Origin of the sequence: Cyanobacterium sp. IPPAS B-1200 (genome assembly GCF_001747005.2) — a bacterium.
Classification (GTDB): domain Bacteria; phylum Cyanobacteriota; class Cyanobacteriia; order Cyanobacteriales; family Cyanobacteriaceae; genus Cyanobacterium.
Map to the genome: position 1 here is coordinate 704,507 of NZ_CP182899.1, position 19,766 is coordinate 724,272.

19 protein-coding genes and 1 pseudogene are annotated in these 19,766 nt (G+C 38.0%); 7 read left to right on the forward strand and 13 right to left on the reverse strand.

All coding sequences use genetic code 11. The features are described from left to right. Positions 1-21: 21 nt before the first annotated feature. The gene (locus tag A5482_RS03150; RefSeq protein ID WP_069791452.1) at positions 22-2,667 is read left to right on the forward strand and encodes a hypothetical protein; all 2,646 of its coding nucleotides are present in this window, start codon (positions 22-24) and stop codon (positions 2,665-2,667) included. Between the two features lie 67 nt (positions 2,668-2,734). Here A5482_RS03150 and A5482_RS03155 read toward each other — a convergent pair whose 3' ends face one another. The 4 genes from A5482_RS03155 to A5482_RS03170 form a co-directional block, all read right to left on the reverse strand. Then, positions 2,735-3,172 (reverse strand): hypothetical protein, encoded by a 438-nt coding sequence (locus tag A5482_RS03155; RefSeq protein ID WP_069791453.1) that lies wholly within the window; start codon positions 3,170-3,172, stop codon positions 2,735-2,737. A 73-nt stretch (positions 3,173-3,245) separates the two neighbouring features. Continuing rightward, positions 3,246-3,983, reverse strand: coding sequence for a cytochrome c biogenesis protein CcdA (locus A5482_RS03160; protein ID WP_069791454.1), 738 nt, complete (start codon positions 3,981-3,983; stop codon positions 3,246-3,248). A 79-nt stretch (positions 3,984-4,062) separates the two neighbouring features. Next, positions 4,063-4,386, reverse strand: a complete 324-nt coding sequence (locus A5482_RS03165) for a 2Fe-2S iron-sulfur cluster-binding protein (protein ID WP_069791455.1) — start codon at positions 4,384-4,386, stop codon at positions 4,063-4,065. Positions 4,387-4,418: 32 nt separating this feature from the next. Beyond that, complete coding sequence (locus A5482_RS03170) at positions 4,419-5,078, reverse strand: pentapeptide repeat-containing protein (protein WP_069791456.1); 660 nt, start codon at positions 5,076-5,078, stop codon at positions 4,419-4,421. Between the two features lie 204 nt (positions 5,079-5,282). On the opposite strand from A5482_RS03170, the gene A5482_RS03175 reads away from it, so the two are divergent. Next, positions 5,283-5,633 (forward strand): TMEM165/GDT1 family protein, encoded by a 351-nt coding sequence (locus A5482_RS03175; protein WP_069791457.1) that lies wholly within the window; start codon positions 5,283-5,285, stop codon positions 5,631-5,633. Positions 5,634-5,815: 182 nt separating this feature from the next. On the opposite strand, the gene A5482_RS03180 is transcribed toward A5482_RS03175, so the two are convergent. Beyond that, positions 5,816-6,112 (reverse strand): DUF3593 domain-containing protein, encoded by a 297-nt coding sequence (locus A5482_RS03180; RefSeq protein WP_069791458.1) that lies wholly within the window; start codon positions 6,110-6,112, stop codon positions 5,816-5,818. Between the two features lie 131 nt (positions 6,113-6,243). Between A5482_RS03180 and A5482_RS03185 the strand changes: the two genes are divergently transcribed. Further along, positions 6,244-8,562, forward strand: coding sequence for an ATP-dependent helicase (locus tag A5482_RS03185; RefSeq protein ID WP_069791459.1), 2,319 nt, complete (start codon positions 6,244-6,246; stop codon positions 8,560-8,562). Between the two features lie 25 nt (positions 8,563-8,587). Here A5482_RS03185 and A5482_RS03190 read toward each other — a convergent pair. The 4 genes and pseudogenes from A5482_RS03190 to carA form a co-directional block, all read right to left on the reverse strand. Next, positions 8,588-8,785, reverse strand: a pseudogene (locus A5482_RS03190) (zinc ribbon domain-containing protein); the annotation flags it as partial. 6 nt (positions 8,786-8,791) lie between these two features. After that, positions 8,792-9,973: an aldo/keto reductase gene (locus A5482_RS03195; RefSeq protein WP_069791460.1), complete on the reverse strand. Its 1,182-nt coding sequence runs from the start codon at positions 9,971-9,973 to the stop codon at positions 8,792-8,794. Positions 9,974-10,067: 94 nt separating this feature from the next. Beyond that, entirely contained in the window at positions 10,068-11,045 is a 978-nt protein-coding gene (gene holA, locus A5482_RS03200; RefSeq protein ID WP_069791461.1) for a DNA polymerase III subunit delta, read from the reverse strand. A 350-nt stretch (positions 11,046-11,395) separates the two neighbouring features. Continuing rightward, complete coding sequence (gene carA, locus A5482_RS03205; RefSeq protein ID WP_069791462.1) at positions 11,396-12,538, reverse strand: glutamine-hydrolyzing carbamoyl-phosphate synthase small subunit; 1,143 nt, start codon at positions 12,536-12,538, stop codon at positions 11,396-11,398. A gap of 247 nt (positions 12,539-12,785) precedes the next feature. Between carA and A5482_RS03210 the strand changes: the two genes are divergently transcribed. Beyond that, positions 12,786-13,853, forward strand: coding sequence for a hypothetical protein (locus tag A5482_RS03210; protein ID WP_446684804.1), 1,068 nt, complete (start codon positions 12,786-12,788; stop codon positions 13,851-13,853). Here A5482_RS03210 and A5482_RS03215 read toward each other — a convergent pair. Continuing rightward, on the reverse strand, positions 13,850-14,392 hold the full coding sequence (locus tag A5482_RS03215; RefSeq protein ID WP_069791465.1) for a TM2 domain-containing protein: 543 nt from the start codon (positions 14,390-14,392) through the stop codon (positions 13,850-13,852). The genes A5482_RS03210 and A5482_RS03215 overlap by 4 nt on opposite strands. Before the next feature lie 218 nt (positions 14,393-14,610). Further along, positions 14,611-15,396 (reverse strand): enoyl-ACP reductase FabI, encoded by a 786-nt coding sequence (fabI, locus tag A5482_RS03220; protein ID WP_069791466.1) that lies wholly within the window; start codon positions 15,394-15,396, stop codon positions 14,611-14,613. 146 nt (positions 15,397-15,542) lie between these two features. Here fabI and ntcA point away from each other — a divergent pair, with 146 nt between their 5' ends. Beyond that, positions 15,543-16,220: a global nitrogen regulator NtcA gene (gene ntcA / locus A5482_RS03225; protein WP_069791467.1), complete on the forward strand. Its 678-nt coding sequence runs from the start codon at positions 15,543-15,545 to the stop codon at positions 16,218-16,220. 7 nt (positions 16,221-16,227) lie between these two features. On the opposite strand, the gene A5482_RS03230 is transcribed toward ntcA, so the two are convergent. Then, positions 16,228-16,683 (reverse strand): DNA phosphorothioation-associated protein 4, encoded by a 456-nt coding sequence (locus A5482_RS03230; protein WP_069791468.1) that lies wholly within the window; start codon positions 16,681-16,683, stop codon positions 16,228-16,230. A 264-nt stretch (positions 16,684-16,947) separates the two neighbouring features. On the opposite strand from A5482_RS03230, the gene A5482_RS03235 reads away from it, so the two are divergent. Then, entirely contained in the window at positions 16,948-17,547 is a 600-nt protein-coding gene (locus tag A5482_RS03235) for a molybdenum cofactor guanylyltransferase (protein WP_069791469.1), read from the forward strand. Here the strand turns inward: A5482_RS03235 and A5482_RS03240 are convergent. After that, positions 17,500-18,906, reverse strand: a complete 1,407-nt coding sequence (locus A5482_RS03240) for a hypothetical protein (protein WP_069791470.1) — start codon at positions 18,904-18,906, stop codon at positions 17,500-17,502. The two genes, A5482_RS03235 and A5482_RS03240, sit on opposite strands and share 48 nt — an antisense overlap. A gap of 245 nt (positions 18,907-19,151) precedes the next feature. Between A5482_RS03240 and A5482_RS03245 the strand changes: the two genes are divergently transcribed. Then, on the forward strand, positions 19,152-19,754 hold the full coding sequence (locus A5482_RS03245) for a nitroreductase family protein (RefSeq protein ID WP_069791471.1): 603 nt from the start codon (positions 19,152-19,154) through the stop codon (positions 19,752-19,754). The last annotated feature ends 12 nt before the right edge of the window (positions 19,755-19,766 follow it).

Consider the following 19,766-nt stretch of genomic DNA (forward strand, 5'->3'; position numbering starts at 1 on the left):
ATTTTATCTTTATCTAAAATTATGAATAGTAATCATCGCCCTTTTTCTATCCTTTATTTTTTACTCAAACTAAAAACTGTAAAAAATTCCACTGATGCTGGTTATGTGCTAGTTATTGCCGTAGGGACAATTGTTGCCTTAACAGGTTTATTGGCTGTTTATGGACGTTCTAACCGTATCCAAAATGTTTCCACCGACAGCACGGTGGATAGTAGTAGTGGTTTTTTTGCCGCAGAAGCAGCCCTCAATAAAAGGGCTCAGGACATAAGACAAATATTTCTCAACCGTCAAGTACCTTCTGGCACTTCCCCCCAAGACTTAGATGACTGTATTAGTTTAGATGAGAATTTGGAGGATGAGAATGATCATTTTGAGTGTAAAAAAATTACTTTATCTGCCAGCGCGGAAAATAGAACTCCCTATATTGGTGTAACTTATGCTGTTGAAGGACCACAAACTCAGGGGATTGTACCAAGGGGCGATCGCTTCCAAAACCTCACCATGAGCGAAAGTCTTTACTCACTTTATGCTTTAGGATTAAAAGAAAATGCTCCAGCCAACGAAGCCTCCGCAATCCTGCAAATGGACGTAAGGGCAAGGGAAATTCCCATGTTTCAGTTTGCCGCTTTCTATAAAAACGATCTGGAAATTTTACCCGGTCCTACTATGAACCTAAATGGGCCCATCCACACCGATGGCAGTTTATATTTAGGAGGAGATAATAGTTTAAATATCAATGGTCAAGTCACCGTAGCAGGGCAATTATTTAGCAAACGTAAAAATAATAATTCCACCTATAATAATGGAAAAGTAAGAATTAGAAATGCTGCTAATAACGATTGGATTGACTTAATAAAAGCAGGTACAGGCTCAACCTCAGCGACTCGAAATCCCATGGATCCCGTTAAAATTGCCAGTGCATACGGTACACAAGTTCAGGTTGGCACAGATCCCATTTCTATTCCTACTCCTGATATTTTGGATAGTAGAGGAGAATACTACGAGAAAGCAGATATTCGCATCAGGTTTAAACCCGAAAAGACGGGTAACAACATGAATTATCTCAAAAAAATTCCCTTTGAAGTTACCGCCCAAAATGGAGGAAAAATTAACCAAGGAATTGTAAATCTTAATGAAGCAAAATATCAGCGCCGCTTACAAAGTTTAAGACAACCTGTAATGGTAGGAGAAGAATTAGCTAATGTGACCAATGAATTTCGGGTTTGTACTCCAAAACAATTAACGGGGAATTTAGAGGATTGGTGGAAAGATGATTTAACAACAGCTCAAAAAAATAACTTTAGAAAAGAAGCCCAAAAATATCTGTTAGAGCAAATCCATGAACCATCTCAAAATGCCCCCATTCCTTTTTCTCATTTAACTGAACCTTTAGAAGATAGTCCAAAACCTACTAACCTATACAATAATTTTGCTACCAATATTTCTAGTTTAAATAGTGTTCTAAATAGTATTTTTACAAACCCTGCTACTCGTACACAGGCTCTTAATAATTTAAAAAAAATGAGTCCCCAAGAGATTGCGGGATTACCTGAATATGATACTACTACTAACACTCCCATTCCTAATACTGCTCGTTGTTTTATTCCAGCGCCCATAATAGAAGTCGGTAGAGACTCTGACAGCCATAAATCAAGGTTTTTATTTTTTAACAACCGAGAAGATCGCCATATGAGACTGTTACAGTTAAACCTCCAAAGTATGGTGATATGGAATAAAGACGGAGTGTTTATGGATATTGGTGATAGCCTCAAATCTACTGATGATTTTTTATTCGCAAAAGCCGGTGCTGATAGTGATGCCCCTGCTGGTTCATTCCAAAGATTAGGTTATGCTGCCGCAGATGACACCGATGGCGGTATGGTAATCCATGCTATGGTCGGTGATGGTCTTGATAACAATGGTAATCCTATTTCATATCCTGAAGCCTATGGTGATAAAAGTCCTTATGGTTTTGCAGTAGTCGAAGCAGAACAATTAATAGGTTTAGCCAGAACTGAGAATATAGAAGATCCCACTGGGTTAACCATTGCCACTGATCAAGCAATCTATCCCCAAGGAAACTATAATGTTATGTATAAACAAAGGAAAAATAACCTTGATGGTCCACTAACTCTAATTAGGCCAAATGAGCCAATCGGAAGTGAATACAGAATTGTTAATTATCAACCTGCAGGAATTCTAGCGGATTCTTTTAATCCACTATCAAAGGAGTGTTTCTTTGAAGGAGAAGCCATAAATCGTCGTAAAGGTATCAATTGTAATAAAATCGAATTTGATGACGGATCAGCAAAACATAATGCAGGGGGTGAAGAACGTCCTCAGGGTACTACCATATTTAATGCCGCCGTGTTAGGAGGAACAGATATAACTAACGCTTTTGGAAGTGGATATAATGGTGGTTTAGAAAACTATCCTCGCTTTTTAGAGAATTGGTCAGGAAGGACATGGCAGTATGGTGGTTCTTTTGTTAGTATTGCCAGACCTTTGCGAGTAAGTGGTAAATGGGGTCAAGATGGGGTTTACAGCGCACCGAATAGAGATTGGGATTATGACCAAAATTTTAATGATCCTCGTAATCTTCCTCCCCTTACGCCTAATTTTGTTTATCTCAAACAGGATTCTTTCTTCCGTAGCTTCGATCAATAATAATTTATGTTTGGCAAGGGGTTTAAACCCCTTGTTAGGGTAAATTCTGCTAATAGAGAATAAAAGATTATTCTTTGTCTTTTGATTCGGGGGGGCGAGTGGTTTTCCCTTCCATGTTCACGTAGGGGAAAAATTGTATTTTTTCTGGCTCTTTTGTTTTTTTCATTCCCTCTGTAGGTAAATTTACCTCTACTTCCTTACTTTGGGGTAGGGGATTATTGGGGCTGGTTTTTCTGGGGTTTGTATTGGGTAGTTTGAGGTTATGGGAGGGAGAATTGACGGCAAATATTTTGTCTAACTCCTCTCTGACTACTTCTACTAAACTGGGATGGAATTCTAATACTTGTCTGATTTCGTTGGCATCACTCAAAAAACCATGGATTTTTTGCTTTGCTTCGGTGAGAAATTTTTTTTGTTCTAATAATTCCTGTTGTTTTTTCTGTAAGTCTTTGACGCGCTGGGATAAATCCCCTTCTATTTTTTCAAAAATATTTACATATTCCATGGGTTAATTTTCCTAATATATATTTTGACAATTCTAAACCAAATTTAATGAAAATCTATTAATGGTCAGCTGTTTAGAGAAATGATAACCGAGAAGCTAAAGAGATAACCCCAAAACCAAGTAAAATGGCACCGCTGAGGGGATTTATCCACTGGGTAATTATTCGTAAACTAAGTAATTTTTTGAGGGTGCCTGTAAATGTACCAGCTAAAATGAGGGGGGATACATAGCCTATGGCATAACTCAATAGAAAAATAGTGCCTAATAAAATATTTTGAGTGTTGGCAATGTAAGCCAGAAGGGTAATTAGAACAGGGGTACTACAGGGAGAGGCTACTAAACCAAAAGTAAATCCCAGAAGGTATGAGCGTAAACTATCGGGAAAGTTGTCTTTTATCCAGTCGGTGTTACCCCAATTAGGGAGTTTTAGAGGGATAATCTCCAGTAGGTTTAAGCCCATTATAATGGCGATCGCACTTACCAAGATCGGTAAACCAATACCAATTTGTCCATAAATCTTGCCAAAAACTGCCGCCCCTACTCCCAAAACCGCCAGAGTAGTAGCCAAACCAAAAGCAAAATAAATTGATTGGAAAAAACTAGACCATTTACCCCGAGACTCATAACCACCAATATAAGCCACAGTCAAAGGCAACATCGACAACATACAAGGAGTAAGACTGGTTAACAACCCCGTCAACAAAATAATACCTACACTAAAAACCGTCAGATGACTTAGTTGCGAATTAACCAACTCATTGGCAAACTGTTGTAAATAATATAGTTTTTCCGAAATTAACTCAAAATTCATAAAGTTAATAAAAATGTGTGGGGTGGGCAATGCCCACCTTCGTTAATTGATAATAAGAAAATAATTCAGCAAAGCCTAATTATTTCTGAGTCATGCCAAATTGACGGTCATAAACTTCATCTTCCTTACCTGCAATAATCTTTAAATCAGAGCGAGGATAAGCCACACAAAGCAAAGCATAACCCTCTGCCTGTAACTCAGGGGAAACCCCCATCCCCTCTCCTTGTTCAACCTCTCCACTAATAATTTTAGCCGCACAGGTGGTACAAACTCCCGCGTTACAAGAATTGGGTAAAGGTATATTTTCCCTTTCGGCTACCGTTAAAATAACTTCATCTTCCGCTACTTTAAAAGTATAAGTTTCACCTTCATTGGTGACTTCTACATTATAAATATTACTCATAAAAACTTATTATTAAAATAATCAACAAATAACTATTGTAACCCGATTACCCCCTCTAAATCAGCACCAGAAAAATTCGCTCCAGTGGTATTTGCACCCGTTAGAATAGCATCTTCCAAATCTGCTTGAGTGAAGTTGGCATTTTGCAAATTAGCATTATTTAAAATAGCATTATCCAAGTCAGCTACTGTCAAATTAGCACCGCTCAAATTTGCCCCTGTTAAGTTAGCATCTTCTAAATCAGCGCCTGTTAAATCTGCATCCGTTAAATCGACTTCCGTCAAAATTGCTTCATCTAAATCCGCCCGAATTAAAATAGCATTGCGCAGGGTAGCCCCACTCAAATCCGCTTCTTCTAATTTTGCCCCTGTTAAATTAGCATTTTCTAAATTAACGTTACGAAGATCAAGTTTTTCTAAATCTACTCCCTCAAGGTTACAGCCGACACATTCTCTAGTGCTTAATAATTGGGAAAGTGCATTTTCATCCCGACTAACATTCAGTTGCTCACGGGATTCTGGGGAAAGCTGACTATTTTCTGTCAATGGTTGCTCCATGGAATCAGGCTCAGATGATTGTCCTATATTAATAGTAGGGCTACAACCCAAGAAAGTGCCTGACATAATCAACAGAAAAATATTACGAAAAATTCCTTTGGGGTGTTTGAGGGTTGATGATATTTTGTATCCCATATGATTTATTAAAATATGGCAAATTTTCCTATCTAACCTAACTTTTATTAATGATTTTTGACAAATTATTGCTAAAGTGGGTTCATGAAATGCCGCTGTGCGATCATGAAATGGTAGGGTACGCCTAATCGCACCTTAAATTATGAAAAAAATATGATAACTTTGATGTTAAAATAATTTACTGGATCAAGATTATCTAAAATAATGTCAGTAGAACTAGAACAAGAAGTAAAAGAGATAGAAGCCCTCGCCGAGAAAAAAAATATTCAAAAGTGGAGTTTTTGGAAAGTTTTTAGCTCTACTTTTTTAACTATCTTATTTGCTGAAATGGGAGATAAAACCCAGTTGGCTACCTTACTATTATCGGCCCAATCCTCATCTCCTTGGATTGTTTTTATTGGTGCCGCATTAGCACTAATCGCCACGAGTTTAGTAGGAGTTTTATTGGGTTACTGGCTATCGAAAAGACTAACACCAAAAATTCTCGATTTATCCCTTTCTCTATTACTGTTATTGGTAGCAGGATCATTAATTATGGATGTTCTTAGTTATTAACTGACGTTACGCACTCATTTATAAGTTAAGTTTTATCTGTAAATCTTAACAAGGGGCTTAAGCCCCTTGCCCAACTCCTAGCCCCTTGCCCAACTCCTAGCCCCCTAACCAGTACGTGTACAAACACGATATGAACATCCAACGTTTTTACCATCTTAAACTAATTATATTTTTGCGTAACATCAGTTATTAATCTCTTTTTCCTTGTTCATCACCGCTTGGCGAAACCCCAAAACAACTAAAATATTAGATAAAGTAAGAAAAAACTCTGCCCCCCCATGTAACCAATCAACATTTGCTAATGAGGTATCGTAGTGAATTTTGGCGTAAAGCCCTGCAGGAATGGTAATGAAAACAAATATTAATAACACATAAAATCCTCTCAAAGCTAACTTCGGGGCTTTTCCTGATTTAGTCAAAAACCACAAGAAACCAAGATAGGGAAACAAAGAGATGGCAAATAAATTTTCGATACTCATAAATAAATATAATTAAGATGTGGTGAAAAAAATCCTGTGCTAAAAGCCGAGAGTAAAAAGAATTAATCCTAACTGAATTCAAGTCTAATTGTCTATTGTCCATCGTCCATTGTCAATTATCTAAAAGGTTTATGGCAGAAAAACTAGAAAATTTAATAAAACAACTACGCCCAGGGCAAGATATTCTAGGGCGTTGGCAAAAAGGAGAAATGGCGGTTTCTGCGGTGCCGGGCGCTGGAAAATCTCATAGTTTAGCGGTAGCGGCAGCGGCTACCATTGCAAGGGAAAAACTTAATCTGCGTCGTCAATTAATCATTGTCACCTATACTCGCTCTGCTACAGCTAGTATTAAACAAAAAGTGGAACAAAATTTGCATTATCTAGGGTTGCCTCCCGTGGGTTTTTCGGTACAAACTATTCACAGTTTAGCTCTAAATATTGCTAGTCGATACCCTGAGTTATCAGGACTCAATTTAAATCATAGTAACCTAGTTTCTTTTAATCGTAACCATCGTTTAATTAAAAGTACGGTTAATCAATGGATTCAGGAAAATCCTAGTCTTTATCAAACTTTGGTGGAGGGAAGACAGGGTTTTGATGGGGAGGAGTCGGAAAGGATGCGCCGAGAAGGGATTATCCGTGGTGAATTATTGCCCAAATTTGCTACCAATATTATAGGAGAAGCAAAAAGTTCTGGTAAAAGTCCTCACAGTCTTGCCCATTATATTGATTATACCCGTGATGAATACCAAATAATGGCGATCGCCTCTGGACTTTATAAAATATATCAACAATTGATGATTGAAAATAACTTCATCGACTATGATGATATGGTACTAGGGGCGCTGAAAGTTTTACAGAATGACGATGCCAGAAAAGTATGGCAACAGCAAACCCATGCCGTCTTTGAAGACGAAGCCCAAGATTCTAGCCCCCTACAAGTAGAATTATTAGAAATCCTTGCCAAAGATGACCAAAACCCACACCTAGAGCCTAATTTAGTCAGAGTAGGAGATCCCAACCAAGCGATTAACTCCACATTCACATCTGCTGACCCTGTTTATTTTAACTGGTTTTGTGACCTTTGTTCCCAAAAAAATAGCCTTGCTACCATTGCCCAAGCAGGAAGAAGCACCCAAATTATTATTGACGGGGCAAATCAAACTCTGGACTTTATCAACCAAAAATCCATTGATAAAACTCTTAAATTTCAAGACAAAAACCCGAATTATACTCACTCCATAGAGCTACCATTTCGGGAACAATATATTCAACCCGTAACAAAGAAAATAAATCAAACAAATGTTAATCCAGTCCCTTTTGGTAAAGGATTAGAATTATGTAAATTTGATAATATTTATCAAACAGTCAAAGCCCTAGGGAAAAAAATTGAAGTGCTTTTTGCCACTGAAGAAGCCAGAAAAAATCAAAATCTAGCTATTTTAGTGAGGGAAAAAAGTCAAGGTAAATTTATAGAATCTCACCTTGAATATTTAGAAGACAATTTTGGTATAAATGTGAATTTTATTGACGGTAAAAATAACATTTCCGAATTACCCAAAGAAGTTTTAAAATTATTACAATTTATTGATCGTCCCCATTCTCCAGAATATTTTAAAAATGTCCTTGAAATACTGCAAAAAAGACAATTAATAAATATAGCAATATCATCAATTAACATTGACTACCCAGAACGATTTTTGTATCCCACCGAACTAGAAAAACAAGATAATCCAAACTTAGAAAACACAAGAAAAATTATTCTAAATTTACTCACCGCAAAAATAGAATTAGTCCATTATCAACTAATTACTTATCTTGCCATGATCCTTAACTACAATCAAAGAGAATTAGCTACAACCCATAAACTTAGCGAAAAAATTGATAAAGAAACAGTGGGACGCAGTTCCTTAAAAACTATTATTAGTAGCCTTCAAGAATTAATAAATTCTGAAAAATTCGAGGCAGTAGAAACTTTTACGGATGAAGATAATTCTGAAAATATTTATAAAAAATGTGGGCAAGTGACTATTATGACGATGCACAAGTCCAAGGGATTAGACTGGGATTATGTCTTTTTACCATTCATAAATGACAATATTATTCCAGGTAGTTCTTATGTGCCAAAAAATATTCAATTTTTAGGAAATTTTGATTTATCGGAAGTAGCAAAAGGTCAATTAAGATATTTAATTCATCAGGAAAAATTGAGTAATAAAATAACTAAATATTTATCCATTGATGAAGCATGGATAGAAGCACAAAAACTGAAGGAGTATGAAGAATATCGTCTTTTATATGTTGCCATGACAAGAGCCAAACAATTATTATGGATGTCAGCGGAGAAAAAAGCTCCCTTCTCTTGGTCTTTTTTCCAAGATAATAATGATATAGCCAGTTTAAGTGATTCTAATCCTTGTCCTGTTTTTAATCTTTTATATAAAGTGTAATTAGATGCTAATTGAGACTATGCCTACAGTGAGGAAATAGATGATTCCTAATAGAGATTTTTACACTTTTTGACCACAATTAGAACAATTTTGGCTAGTATTACAAGAGTGTATTAATACAGTTGCTTTTCCGTATCTATAACCCAAAAGATTCTAGCCATTGTCTAAAAAAAGTCTATTCACTATCGCTAATTGAATTAGCTAGTTTTCGAGTTTTGACCAAGTCAAGTTATTTTTGGGATAACCGCTTAACCTCTTGCCCCCCTAACAAAGCTTCTGCTTCCGCCAGAAAATGGGGAATATCCTCACCATGGGGGCTTTTTTGTAAACAAGAAGTTAAATCCAAATCCTGTAACTTATCTGCTTTTTGCCCAGGAAACCAATGCCCCCCATTACCCAAAAGGTTATAACGCATTTTGCCGTACTCCACCATATCATAAGCAAGAGCGAGATTACGTAACCATAAAATTGTAGATATATTAATATTCCCAGGGGTTTCCTTATAACTAGGCAAACCTCGGCGCCATGTCTTTAACCACTTTTCCCCTAAAACTTTTTTCGCCTCATTTTCTAATCTTTCAATGATGGAAGGTAACAACTCCCCTGCTTTTTCTAATAAAGGTAAAGTCTTGAGATGCTCATCAAAATCCTCTGGTTTTGCTGCCCCTAAACTAAGGGTATGTACTTGGGGATGAGAAAGACAAAATAAATTATTAAATACTATGGGGCTAAGGGGCTGACACAATTCTACTAATTTGGGGGAGGGTTGATATAGTAAACCACCTTTATTGGAAGGACTAATAATAAATACTCCCATATCGAGTTTATTAGCTTCTACGATGGCTGGCCAATTTTCTTGATTAATCCAATACCAGTGTAAATTTACATAGTCAAACTCATTAGTTTTGATAGTATCGATAATTACTGAGGTATCCCCATGGGTAGAAAATCCCACATACTTTACCTTACCTTCTGCCTGTAGTTTTCGCACCTCGTCAAGGCATCCCCCTTTTTTAATACTCATTTCTAGCAATTCGGGAGTATTAATTCCATGGATACCTAATAAATCTACATAGTCTAGTTGGAGATATGCCAAGGATTTATCAAAATTTTCCCTAAACTTACGGCTATCGCTATGGGGAGAAACTTTGGTTTGAATTATTAATTCTTCTCTGGGAAATTGGGGCAAAATACGCCCTAACTGCATTTCTGATGAGCCATAACCCCTTGCGGTTTCGATATGATTTATCCCAAGGGCTATACTGCGTTTAATAACCGCTTCTAAGTTATCTTGATTGTCTTGGGGTATGTCTTTGAAAGGTACATCTTGCCACTTGTATTGGTAGCGCATTCCTCCGCAGGAGAATACGGGCATTTGTAATTCTGTTCTACCAAATCTACGGTATAGCATAGAGAAAAGCTCGGTTAATGGATAGTCTTCTTAACATAACTTTACCATATTTCTCAGAACCCATGGACTTTTGAGAAAGCACTTAGTTATTGGGCTACTTTAAGTTACTCAACTGAATGATGGCTTTTTGTAGGGCATTTAAAGGATTTTCCCCTCTTTTTAAACCTAATTCTAAATCGAGGAGGATGGGAAGGGATGATTGCAGTTTGTGGGCCGAAATATTACTAACTTCTTTTCTGAGAAAATAAATTCTTTTGGGGTTACTAACATCGGCTTGGGTGGCGATTTTTTTTTCGTCTTTTTCCCCTGATTCGATGACCGTTTTTACCATTGCCCAAGTGCGAAATTGTCCTACTAGGGTAGCAACTATTCTGAGGGCTGGTTCATTTAAATTAATCAATTCTTGGGTTAATTGGAGGGCTTTGCCTGTGTCTTGTTTCAGAATTGCTTGGGCTAGTTGGAGACTGTTTTGGTTACTGACGTTGACAAGGGCAAAAACAGTTTCTTGGGTGATGGGTTGGGGGTTATCTCCTTGATAGAGGGCGAGTTTGTCTAATTCTTGCCACAATAGGCGAGTGTCGTTACCTACACAGGTGGCTAGGGTTTTAATGGCGGAGGGGCTTAGTTTAATATTTTTTTCTTGGGCTGTTTCTTCTACTCTTTTGATGAGAGTATCGGTTTGCCAGATGGGGATAAGAGAAAATTCTTTTATCTGAGTATATTTATTGATTAATTTGGTGCTTTTGATGCGGGCATCGGGTTTTTTGCGACTGGTGAGGAGTAGGTGACTGTTTTCTGGTATCTGTGGCAGGGTGTTTTTGAGTAATGAGAGTAATTCATCGCTACAGCTTTGGCATATGGTTGTATTATTTAGCCATACAAAGCGATCGCCATTACCGAAGGGAGGAGTCATCACTTCCATCAAGGCTTGTCTGATATTGTCTTCTTTGTCACCATTTATTTGTTCATAGTTAAACTGTACCCAGTTTGGATCTATTTTATCTTCTTTTATAAGGGCGATCGCCCGATTCAAGGCAAAATCATCTTCGCCCCAATAATAATAAATTGGCATGGAAAAAGTTAAGGTTAGGAGAAATCGAGAATATAAATAACTAATAGACTATCCCACACGACAGATGATGTGGTATGGACTTGTCAAAAACTAACGTAGTAGTAAATTTTTAAAATCTTTTACTATTATGTCTTACAAATTTAGTGACAGACTTTATGTCCTGTTTTAGAGGGGAGAAAGTTTCTCTGGAAATGGTTTCCAGAGATTGTAAGTAAACTGAGTCAATCTTATTCATTATCCTTAATTTCGGATATTAATTGCCGCATTTGCATCTCTGGCATCAACGAGATAAGACTTAGTTTTGGTGAACTGTCTTCCTAAATAACGTGGGCACAAAGTCTTAACGGTTCTTATTTTTTATGATCTCGCATTAGTTTCACAAACTGCTCAAAAAGATAGTCAGCATCGTGGGGGCCAGGACTGGCTTCGGGGTGGTACTGTACCGAGAAGAAAGGTAAAGTTTTATGTTTCAAACCTGCTACGGTGCGATCGTTTAAATTGAGGTGAGTAATTTCTATATCAGCGCCCAAAGATTCCTCGGTAACGGCAAATCCATGGTTTTGGCTAGTGATTTCTACTTTCTGACTCAATCCTGCGGGTTGATTTAAACCACGATGACCAAATTTTAATTTGAAGGTTTCTGCCCCCAAAGAAAGCCCAAGGATTTGATGCCCCATACAGATACCAAAGGTAGGTTTTTGAGCTTCGAGTAAAGTCTTAGCAGTGGCAATACCTTCGGCAACGGCGGATGGATCTCCTGGACCATTGGACAAGAAGATACCATCGGGATTATATTTTAAAATATCCTCTGGGCTTGTATTGGCAGGAACTACGATTACCTTACACCCGTAACTAGCTAGACGACGCAGAATATTACGTTTTACGCCAAAATCCACCGCCACAACGGTGAATACTTCCCCATCACTTAAATTGGTACGGTGACTAAATTCCCATTCCTTATCTGTGGCTTCTGCCCATTCATAAACTTCTTTGGTAGAAATCTCTTTAACGAGGTTTAAACCAGCCATGGAGGGTACGCTTTGCAGTTCCATTAATAGTTCATCAGGCTCTAGGATTTCTGTGGAGATAGCCCCATTCATCGCCCCAGAGGAACGTAAACGACGGGTTAAGTCACGGGTATCGATGCCGTAAATACCAATTACCTTATGACGAGTTAGATAGTCCTGCAAAGACTCCGTAGAGCGCCAATTACTAGGACGTTTACTGATGTTACGGGCGATCGCACCTTTGACATGGGGTTTATAGGATTCTTCATCCTCTGGATTAACTCCCGTATTACCCAACTCAGGATAAGTAAAACTAACAATTTGTCCAGAGTAACTAGGATCTGTTAATACTTCCTGATAACCAGTCATACCCGTATTAAACACCACTTCCCCAAAGGTAGTTCCCTTTGCTCCAAAAGAATAGCCTGTGTAGGATGTGCCGTCAGCTAAAACTAAAATCGCTTTTGTGGTTTGTAAGATAGACATAAGGAAAGACTTATTTTTGAATATATTTTTTCTCCCAAAAGGGAGACAACTAATTATGACCCAAGAAATATAATATAGTCATGGTTAAAATATTGAAATTATTTAGGTCATTGATGAAAAAGTTATCTCAAATTGATCACTATTAACAGCAAAAATCAGCTATTCTTGACAAACTAGCCATTGATAGGTCAAATTATTAAAGGCAGTGAATTAGAGTAAGTTTTACAAAATACCTAGGGTTGGCATTATGAGTCCCAGAAAACTATCTGAAGGCGATCGCACAGAGATATTAGATTTATATCGTAGCACAGATGCAACATCATCCACCCTTGCAGATCGCTATGGAGTAAGTAATTCTACTGTCAGCCGTTTCCTAAAAATGAGTCTTTCTCAAGAAGAATATGACTCCCTCATTCAACAAAAACGCCTTGCCCGTAGCAACTCCAAAAAGAAAAAAACTCAATCTCAATCTGAGCCATCAGAAAAACCAACCCCCAAAAAATCTAAACCCTCTATCACAGAAGAATTAGAACAAACAGAAGAAAATAAACCCCCAGAAATCTCTATCCCCGTAGCCGAAAATCCTCCCACCGAAACAGTAGAAGAATCAGAAGACATCGAGGAAAATTCACCTCACGAAACCCCTACCCCTGTGGTAAAAAATTCAGCCACCGAAACAGTAGAAGAATCAGAAGACACCGAGGAAAATTCACCTCAAGAAACCCCTACCCCTGTGGCAGAAAATTCCCCTGCCGAAAAAGTCGAAAGACCAATTTTAAAAAGTAAAAAAGTCATTGATACTACCCCCCCAGAACCTGAAAACGAAGACATTGACGACGACGAGGAAGAGGAAAATCAGAAAAACTTAGAATCTGTTAACACCGTCAAAGAAATGTTTGGGGAAGAAATCGTTGAAGATGAAGACGATGACGAAGATGATGATGATGATTTTGATGACGAAGATGATAACAAAGAAATACAAATCGACATTCAAGAATTGATTGTAAGACCTCTTTCCCAAGCTAAATTTAATCGTAACTGTTATTTAGCCATCGATCGCACCGCCGAACTTATGACACGTCCTCTCAAAGATTTTGCCGAACTTGGAAACATCCCCCAAGAGGAAAGTAATCAAAAAACCCTACCCATTTTTGAAAATCATCGAGTAGCCAAAAGATTTTGCGATCGCCGTGGCAAAGTAATCAAACTACCCGATACCAGAATCATTGAAAAAACAGCATCCTGTCTCAAATCCAAAGGTATCACCAGAGTATTAATGAATGGAAAAGTATTTAACCTTAACGGAGATACCTAACAAATATCCATAAAATCATAGACAATATGACCCTTTACAGGATCATTATTAATAACCACATAACCCTTTTCCGACATTATCTGTAAACCCCTTTCCACCTGCTCAAAAGTTAAACCCGTATCAACCACCGCCCTAGTCACTGACAATCTACCATTATGATTACTAGCCGTCTGCGCTAACTTAACCATAATCTCCTCATTAGATAGAGGTTTATTCTTGTCCTGCAATGGTTTTTGTAGATTAACCTCCATCACGGGAGGATGTGTCGAAGGAGTATAAATTTGATTAGGTGCATGAAACCCTCCCGCCAAATATTTTTCTTCAGGACTCATCCCTAATCTTCTTTGCATTTTCCAATTATGCTCCTCCACCATATCAGACATCAAAAAAAGATCTAATATTTGTCCGATGCCAAAAACCCCAAAAGTACATAGCCAAAATAGTCCACTGACGTACTTTTTATTATAAATACGATGTATTCCAGCAAAACCAGCTAACCAAAATAACCAAAATAGATAACTGGTGGGAACATTATTCATCAATCTGCCTCCGAAAAAAATACCGCAATAAAATATTTCTACCCTTCCATTGTGACTTGTCTTTTTCTTTTTTGTGCCGTCATGCAACAAAAAGCAATCCCAAAACCATGCACTGCAGTTAATTTAACTAAAATTTTGACCGAATTTTTTCGATAAAAAAAGCCCCCCACCCAAAAGGAAGAGGGACAGTTACGAACAAGAATTAAGAATAAAAAGACTTACCCTTGACTCATGCCCATAATTTCATAACCAGCATCCACATAGATAACCTGCCCAGTAATACCACTGGATAAATCACTACAAAGGAAAGCGGCCGCATTACCTACCTCCGTTTGAGTAACCGTGCGCTTGAGGGGGGCAGTGGCTTCTACATGGTGAATCATATCGAGGATACCCCCTACCGCAGAAGATGCAAGGGTACGAATAGGCCCGGCGGAAATAGCATTAACTCTCACATTTTGGGAACCTAATTCGGCAGCTAAATAACGCACACTCATTTCTAGGGCAGATTTGGCAATACCCATCACGTTGTAATTAGGGATTACTTTTACACCACCAAGATAGGTAAGGGTAACAATACTTGCCCCATCGGTTAATAATGGCTTGGCAGCTTGGGCAAGACTGGTTAGGGAGTAAGCACTAATATCAAGGGCAGTTTTAAAACCATCACGGGAAGTGTTGCTAAAATCACCCGTTAAGTCATCTTTTTGGGCGAAGGCTAAACAGTGAATGAGAATGTCAATTTTGCCCCATTTCTCTTTGATTGCGTTAAAAGTTTCTTCAATTTGAGCGTCGTCTTGGACATTACAAGGTAAGAAAACACTGGGATTAAGGGGTTCTACTAATTCTCCTACTTTTTTTTGAAAACGTCCTTTTTCATCAGGTAAGTAGGTAACGCCGATGTTTGCCCCTGCTTTGTGTAATTGTTGAGCAATACCCCATGCAATGGAGCGATTGTTGGCAATACCTGTAATGAGGGCGTTTTTTCCTGTTAAATCTAACATAATTAATAAATTTTATTGGTTGAAATAAAAGACAATGGTCTGTTAAAGCGATTAAACGATAAAATGGTTATCTAGTTTACACTTAAGCTATTTTCTTATAGAAAGCGTCATTTGCACGATCAATTATTAAATATTAACTACTGTCTATGCAACCAATACCTACTCAAGAGCAACCCCTCGCCTCGGTATTTCGTCAAATAGGAGGGGGAATGTACACCCCTGTGATGGAAAAGTTTGAACGGGGTAAAACTATTTTTTTTCCTGGAGATCCTGCGGAAAGGGTCTATTTTTTAGTTAAGGGGGCGGTGAAGTTATCTCGTCTCTATGAGGCTGGAGAGGAGATTACTGTGGCTCTTTTGAGGGAAAATAGTGTTTTTGGGGTTTTATCTTTGATTACGGGGCAAAAGAGCGATCGCTTTTACCATGCTGTAGCTTTTACCCCTGTGGAATTATTATCCGCTCCCATTGAGCATTTCCAACGTTCTTTAAAGGAAAATCCTGAGTTATCTCGTCTGATGTTGCAGGGTTTGTCTTCCCGTATTTTGCAAACAGAAATGATGATTGAAACCCTTGCCCACCGTGATATGGCTTCCCGTTTGGTCAGTTTTCTTTTGATTCTCTGTCGTGATTTTGGTATTCCTAGCCTAAATGGTATTACTATTGATCTTAAATTGTCCCATCAGGCGATCGCAGAGGCGATCGGTTCAACCCGTGTAACCGTTACCAGACTATTAGGAGAACTCCGCCAAGATGGCATGATTTCCATTACCAAGAAGAAAATCACCGTCCATAACCCCGTTGCCCTCAGCCAACAATTCGCCTAAAGGAATGTTACAAAAAACGACTTAAATCAAACTCTTGGGTAGGATTTGTATTGTGTCTTTCTTTATTCAAAAGCAGCAAAAGTCTTTCCTGATAATCGATCGCCCCTGTTAACTGTTCTTGTAAATAAGATAAACCGCCATTGGCATATTGTTCAAAAATATTTATCTTATCCTCATGCCCCCCATTCTCCGAAAATACATCTAAATTACCCATGGCGGTGATTGCCAAAACATTAATTAATAAATCATAACCACGGGACATGAAAACATCATAACTAATAGGGGAAGGCTCTTGGGCTATATGTTCAAGGGGTGAACGATAATCATATTTTTTACCCACCGCCGCAGCAAATGCCACAATATCAGCATAGGTTTCAAATATCCCCTCTGGGTTATCACTATTTAAAATTAAACTCTGCACGAAAGATGCTTTATTTTGGTCAATCCTAATCCTACTAGCCATATTTTTATTAATCAAAAATGGATAATTACTTGATAATTAAACTTTAATTTATCCAACATTGTTTGTACCAAAGATTTTAAATAACTGATGTTACGCAAAAATATAATTAATCATTTTGAGGTAGTAAAAGCGTTGGATGTTCACCCTATGTTCATACACGTGTTGGGGCAGGGGCTAGGAGTTGGGCAAGGGGCTTAAGCCCCTTGTTAAAATTTACAGATAAAACCTAACTTATAAATGAGTGCGTAACGTCAGTTAAATAATATGATTTCTGTGTTGATTTTAGCAGGGGGAAAAAGCTCCCGTATGGGCTTCGATAAGGCTTTAATAACTATTGATGGACAATATTTGTTGACTAAAACTTACGAAATCGCTACAGAATTAAGTGATCAAGTATTTATAATTACCTCCTCAGAACATCCATATCAGTCTATTTTTCCGAATACTACTAAATTTATCATTGAATCTTACCCCTACCAAGGGCCTTTAATCGCTTTTTGCCATGGATTATCTTTCATCAAAACTGAATGGGTTTTACTATTACCCTGTGATTTAATTTACCTTCATAGTCAAGAAATAAAATCATGGTTAAAACTATTATCCACAGTATCACCCGAAACAATTGCTTTGTTACCGCCCCATGAAAAAGGGTGGGAGTGTTTATGTGGTTTTTACCGCCATAGTTGTCTTCCATCCTTAAAAAAATCAATTAATGAGGGAAATAAGTCCTTTCAGGGATGGTTAAAACAGGAAAAAGTAAGCCCCCTTAAGGTAAAAGATAAGAGGGTTTTATATAATTGCAACAGTCCAGAAGATTTAGCGAAATGGGCCGAGGACTCTTCTTTCGGTAATGGTTTGGGTTGACTGATTTTCCCCAAAGGTGCGGGTAATTTCTAGTTCAATTTGGATAGAAGTGTCGGCCTGTAGGTGACGAGGATCAATATCTAATTCACCAATATTAACAATAAATCGGTTATTCTGATAATTAACAAATTGTGCTGGTATTTCTCCTTCGTAGCGCAGGGTATAATCGCTTCTTTGTCTCAGATTTATATTACGAGAAGATGAAGATGTGCTATACCTAATTTTAAAGCTGGTGTTCATGATGTCAGAAATTTGGGCTTGGTCAACTATTTCCATTTGTACTCCTAAACCCAATCCTGAAATACCTTCACTTGCTAATCTGGTGGTTTCACTAGCTCGGATGGCATTGAAAACAAATACTTCTGTGACTTGATTTTTTGGTACTACATTGGTTTGTAACCAGATGTCATCGGGAAAATTTATGTTGACAGTACGATCATCTTGTAAATTTAAGGTTACAGTGCGATCGCCAAAATCCTCAAAAGGTTGGGGGGCATTCCAAATCATTACCACGGAATTTTCTACCCTTTCTACCAATTCCAAATATTGATCAGCAATTATAGAACCAGAAGCAAATAAATTTCCTGCCCCTGTACGATTTTCCCAAATGTTTTTTGATAAACTAAAACCTCTATCCTTCAATTCTGCCATGGTTACAGAAGCACTGAGACGATCAGGAGGTAAAGGGGTACTACTATTAATTAAGGTCAAACTACCCTGATTTCCAGTCCTTCCAGCCCTCCCAGAGCGACCATTCTGCCCCGTATCACCATTGGTACAACGAAATTCTTGAGTTCCACAGCTATAACTAGGAGTCCCTGGAGTACCTGTACAACTTTCCACCGTCCAAAATGATTGACTACACTGGCAACCATCCCCCCCACGGCCACCGTCTCCGCCGTCTCCTCCTTGCCCGGGGGAAGCATTTACCGAAATCTGTCTCAAATCTTCTCGATTGGTAGCATAAATAGTGAGATTTCCACCGTTACCGCCATCGCCACCATTACCGCCATCTCCACCATCACCGCCCCTAGCACCCTGTAGGTTTTGACTGGGGTTATTAGGTTGGCTTTCGCATAATGCCCTAGTGCCATTGGTGCCAATTTGCCCTGTGGTGCCGTTTTGTCCTGCCAAATTAAGGTTTAGAGGTGAGCCGTCGGCAAAAATAGTAATGCTCTCGCTGTTTCTACCGTTTGAGCCATCAGCCCCTGTTACGCCGTTATTGCCACGGTTGCCGAAATTACTAGCCTGATTTGCGATCGCCCTTAAACCACAGAAACTATCTTTAACCATAGGAGAGACAATTTCAGGCAAAAACAAAAAAGCGACAGTGAGAGAAGTTTTAGTTAACCAACCCATGATGAATAATTGATAATTAGTGAATATGAAAAAAATTGACAGGAATAGAAAAGCTAAATCAAAATATGAAAAAAATATATTTCCTTGGGTGTTTCTGAGATTAAATCATACTCCAATAAACTTACATCCATTCATAATTTACTGTTCCTAGCCTTACTTTTCAATTTTTTATTTTTAATTATCCATCGAATAACTTGCTATATTAAGTAATGTTAAGTAGTAAATCATCAACTAAAAAATATTTTATGGATACTTTAACAGCTATTAGAGAAAGAAGATCAATCAAAAAGTATGATCCTAGTCATAAAATGACTGACTCTGAAATCAATACCCTAATGGAACAGGCTTTGCTTTCTCCTACCTCCTTTAATATGCAAAATTGGCGTTTTGTAGTTGTTAAAGATCAAGAAATTAAGGACAAATTAAAAGCTGTTTCTTTTAATCAAGCTCAAGTCAGTGATGCTTCCATTGTGGTTGTCATTTGCGGAGATTTAAAGGCTTCTGAAAAAAATCCTCAGAGATATTGGCGTAATACCCCTGAAGCCGTACAAAACCAGATTGTGCCTATGATTGGTGGTTTTTATAATGATAAACCTCAGTTACAAAGAGATGAGGTGATGCGTTCTTCTGGAATGGCTGGACAAAATATCATGTTGGCAGCGAAGGCAATGGGTTATGATACCTGTCCTATGATTGGTTTTGACCCTACGAAGGTGGCAGAAATTATTAACCTACCCGAAGATTATATTCTTTCTTTTATGATTGTGGTTGGAAAGGCTACTCAAGGGGCAAATCCTCGTGCTGGACAGTTAGATTTCTCTGAAGTAGTTAGTTTTGATAGTTTCTAATTGATTTATCTG

Bases quoted from the DNA above. Each gene is read 5' to 3' on its own strand.
- A5482_RS03165 (WP_069791455.1), bottom strand. From the start codon at position 4,386: ATGAGTAATATTTATAATGTAGAAGTCACCAATGAAGGTGAAACTTAT.
- fabI (WP_069791466.1), bottom strand. From the start codon at position 15,396: ATGTTAGATTTAACAGGAAAAAACGCCCTCATTACAGGTATTGCCAAC.
- A5482_RS03245 (WP_069791471.1), top strand. From the start codon at position 19,152: ATGGATACTTTAACAGCTATTAGAGAAAGAAGATCAATCAAAAAGTAT.
- A5482_RS03170 (WP_069791456.1), bottom strand. From the start codon at position 5,078: ATGGGATACAAAATATCATCAACCCTCAAACACCCCAAAGGAATTTTT.
- A5482_RS03150 (WP_069791452.1), top strand. From the start codon at position 22: ATGAATAGTAATCATCGCCCTTTTTCTATCCTTTATTTTTTACTCAAA.
- A5482_RS03195 (WP_069791460.1), bottom strand. From the start codon at position 9,973: ATGCTATACCGTAGATTTGGTAGAACAGAATTACAAATGCCCGTATTC.
- A5482_RS03155 (WP_069791453.1), bottom strand. From the start codon at position 3,172: ATGGAATATGTAAATATTTTTGAAAAAATAGAAGGGGATTTATCCCAG.
- A5482_RS03175 (WP_069791457.1), top strand. From the start codon at position 5,283: ATGTCAGTAGAACTAGAACAAGAAGTAAAAGAGATAGAAGCCCTCGCC.
- A5482_RS03160 (WP_069791454.1), bottom strand. From the start codon at position 3,983: ATGAATTTTGAGTTAATTTCGGAAAAACTATATTATTTACAACAGTTT.
- A5482_RS03230 (WP_069791468.1), bottom strand. From the start codon at position 16,683: ATGGCTAGTAGGATTAGGATTGACCAAAATAAAGCATCTTTCGTGCAG.
- A5482_RS03215 (WP_069791465.1), bottom strand. From the start codon at position 14,392: ATGAATAATGTTCCCACCAGTTATCTATTTTGGTTATTTTGGTTAGCT.
- A5482_RS03210 (WP_446684804.1), top strand. From the start codon at position 12,786: ATGAGTCCCAGAAAACTATCTGAAGGCGATCGCACAGAGATATTAGAT.
- A5482_RS03185 (WP_069791459.1), top strand. From the start codon at position 6,244: ATGGCAGAAAAACTAGAAAATTTAATAAAACAACTACGCCCAGGGCAA.
- A5482_RS03240 (WP_069791470.1), bottom strand. From the start codon at position 18,906: ATGGGTTGGTTAACTAAAACTTCTCTCACTGTCGCTTTTTTGTTTTTG.
- A5482_RS03235 (WP_069791469.1), top strand. From the start codon at position 16,948: ATGATTTCTGTGTTGATTTTAGCAGGGGGAAAAAGCTCCCGTATGGGC.
- A5482_RS03180 (WP_069791458.1), bottom strand. From the start codon at position 6,112: ATGAGTATCGAAAATTTATTTGCCATCTCTTTGTTTCCCTATCTTGGT.
- ntcA (WP_069791467.1), top strand. From the start codon at position 15,543: ATGCAACCAATACCTACTCAAGAGCAACCCCTCGCCTCGGTATTTCGT.
- holA (WP_069791461.1), bottom strand. From the start codon at position 11,045: ATGCCAATTTATTATTATTGGGGCGAAGATGATTTTGCCTTGAATCGG.
- carA (WP_069791462.1), bottom strand. From the start codon at position 12,538: ATGTCTATCTTACAAACCACAAAAGCGATTTTAGTTTTAGCTGACGGC.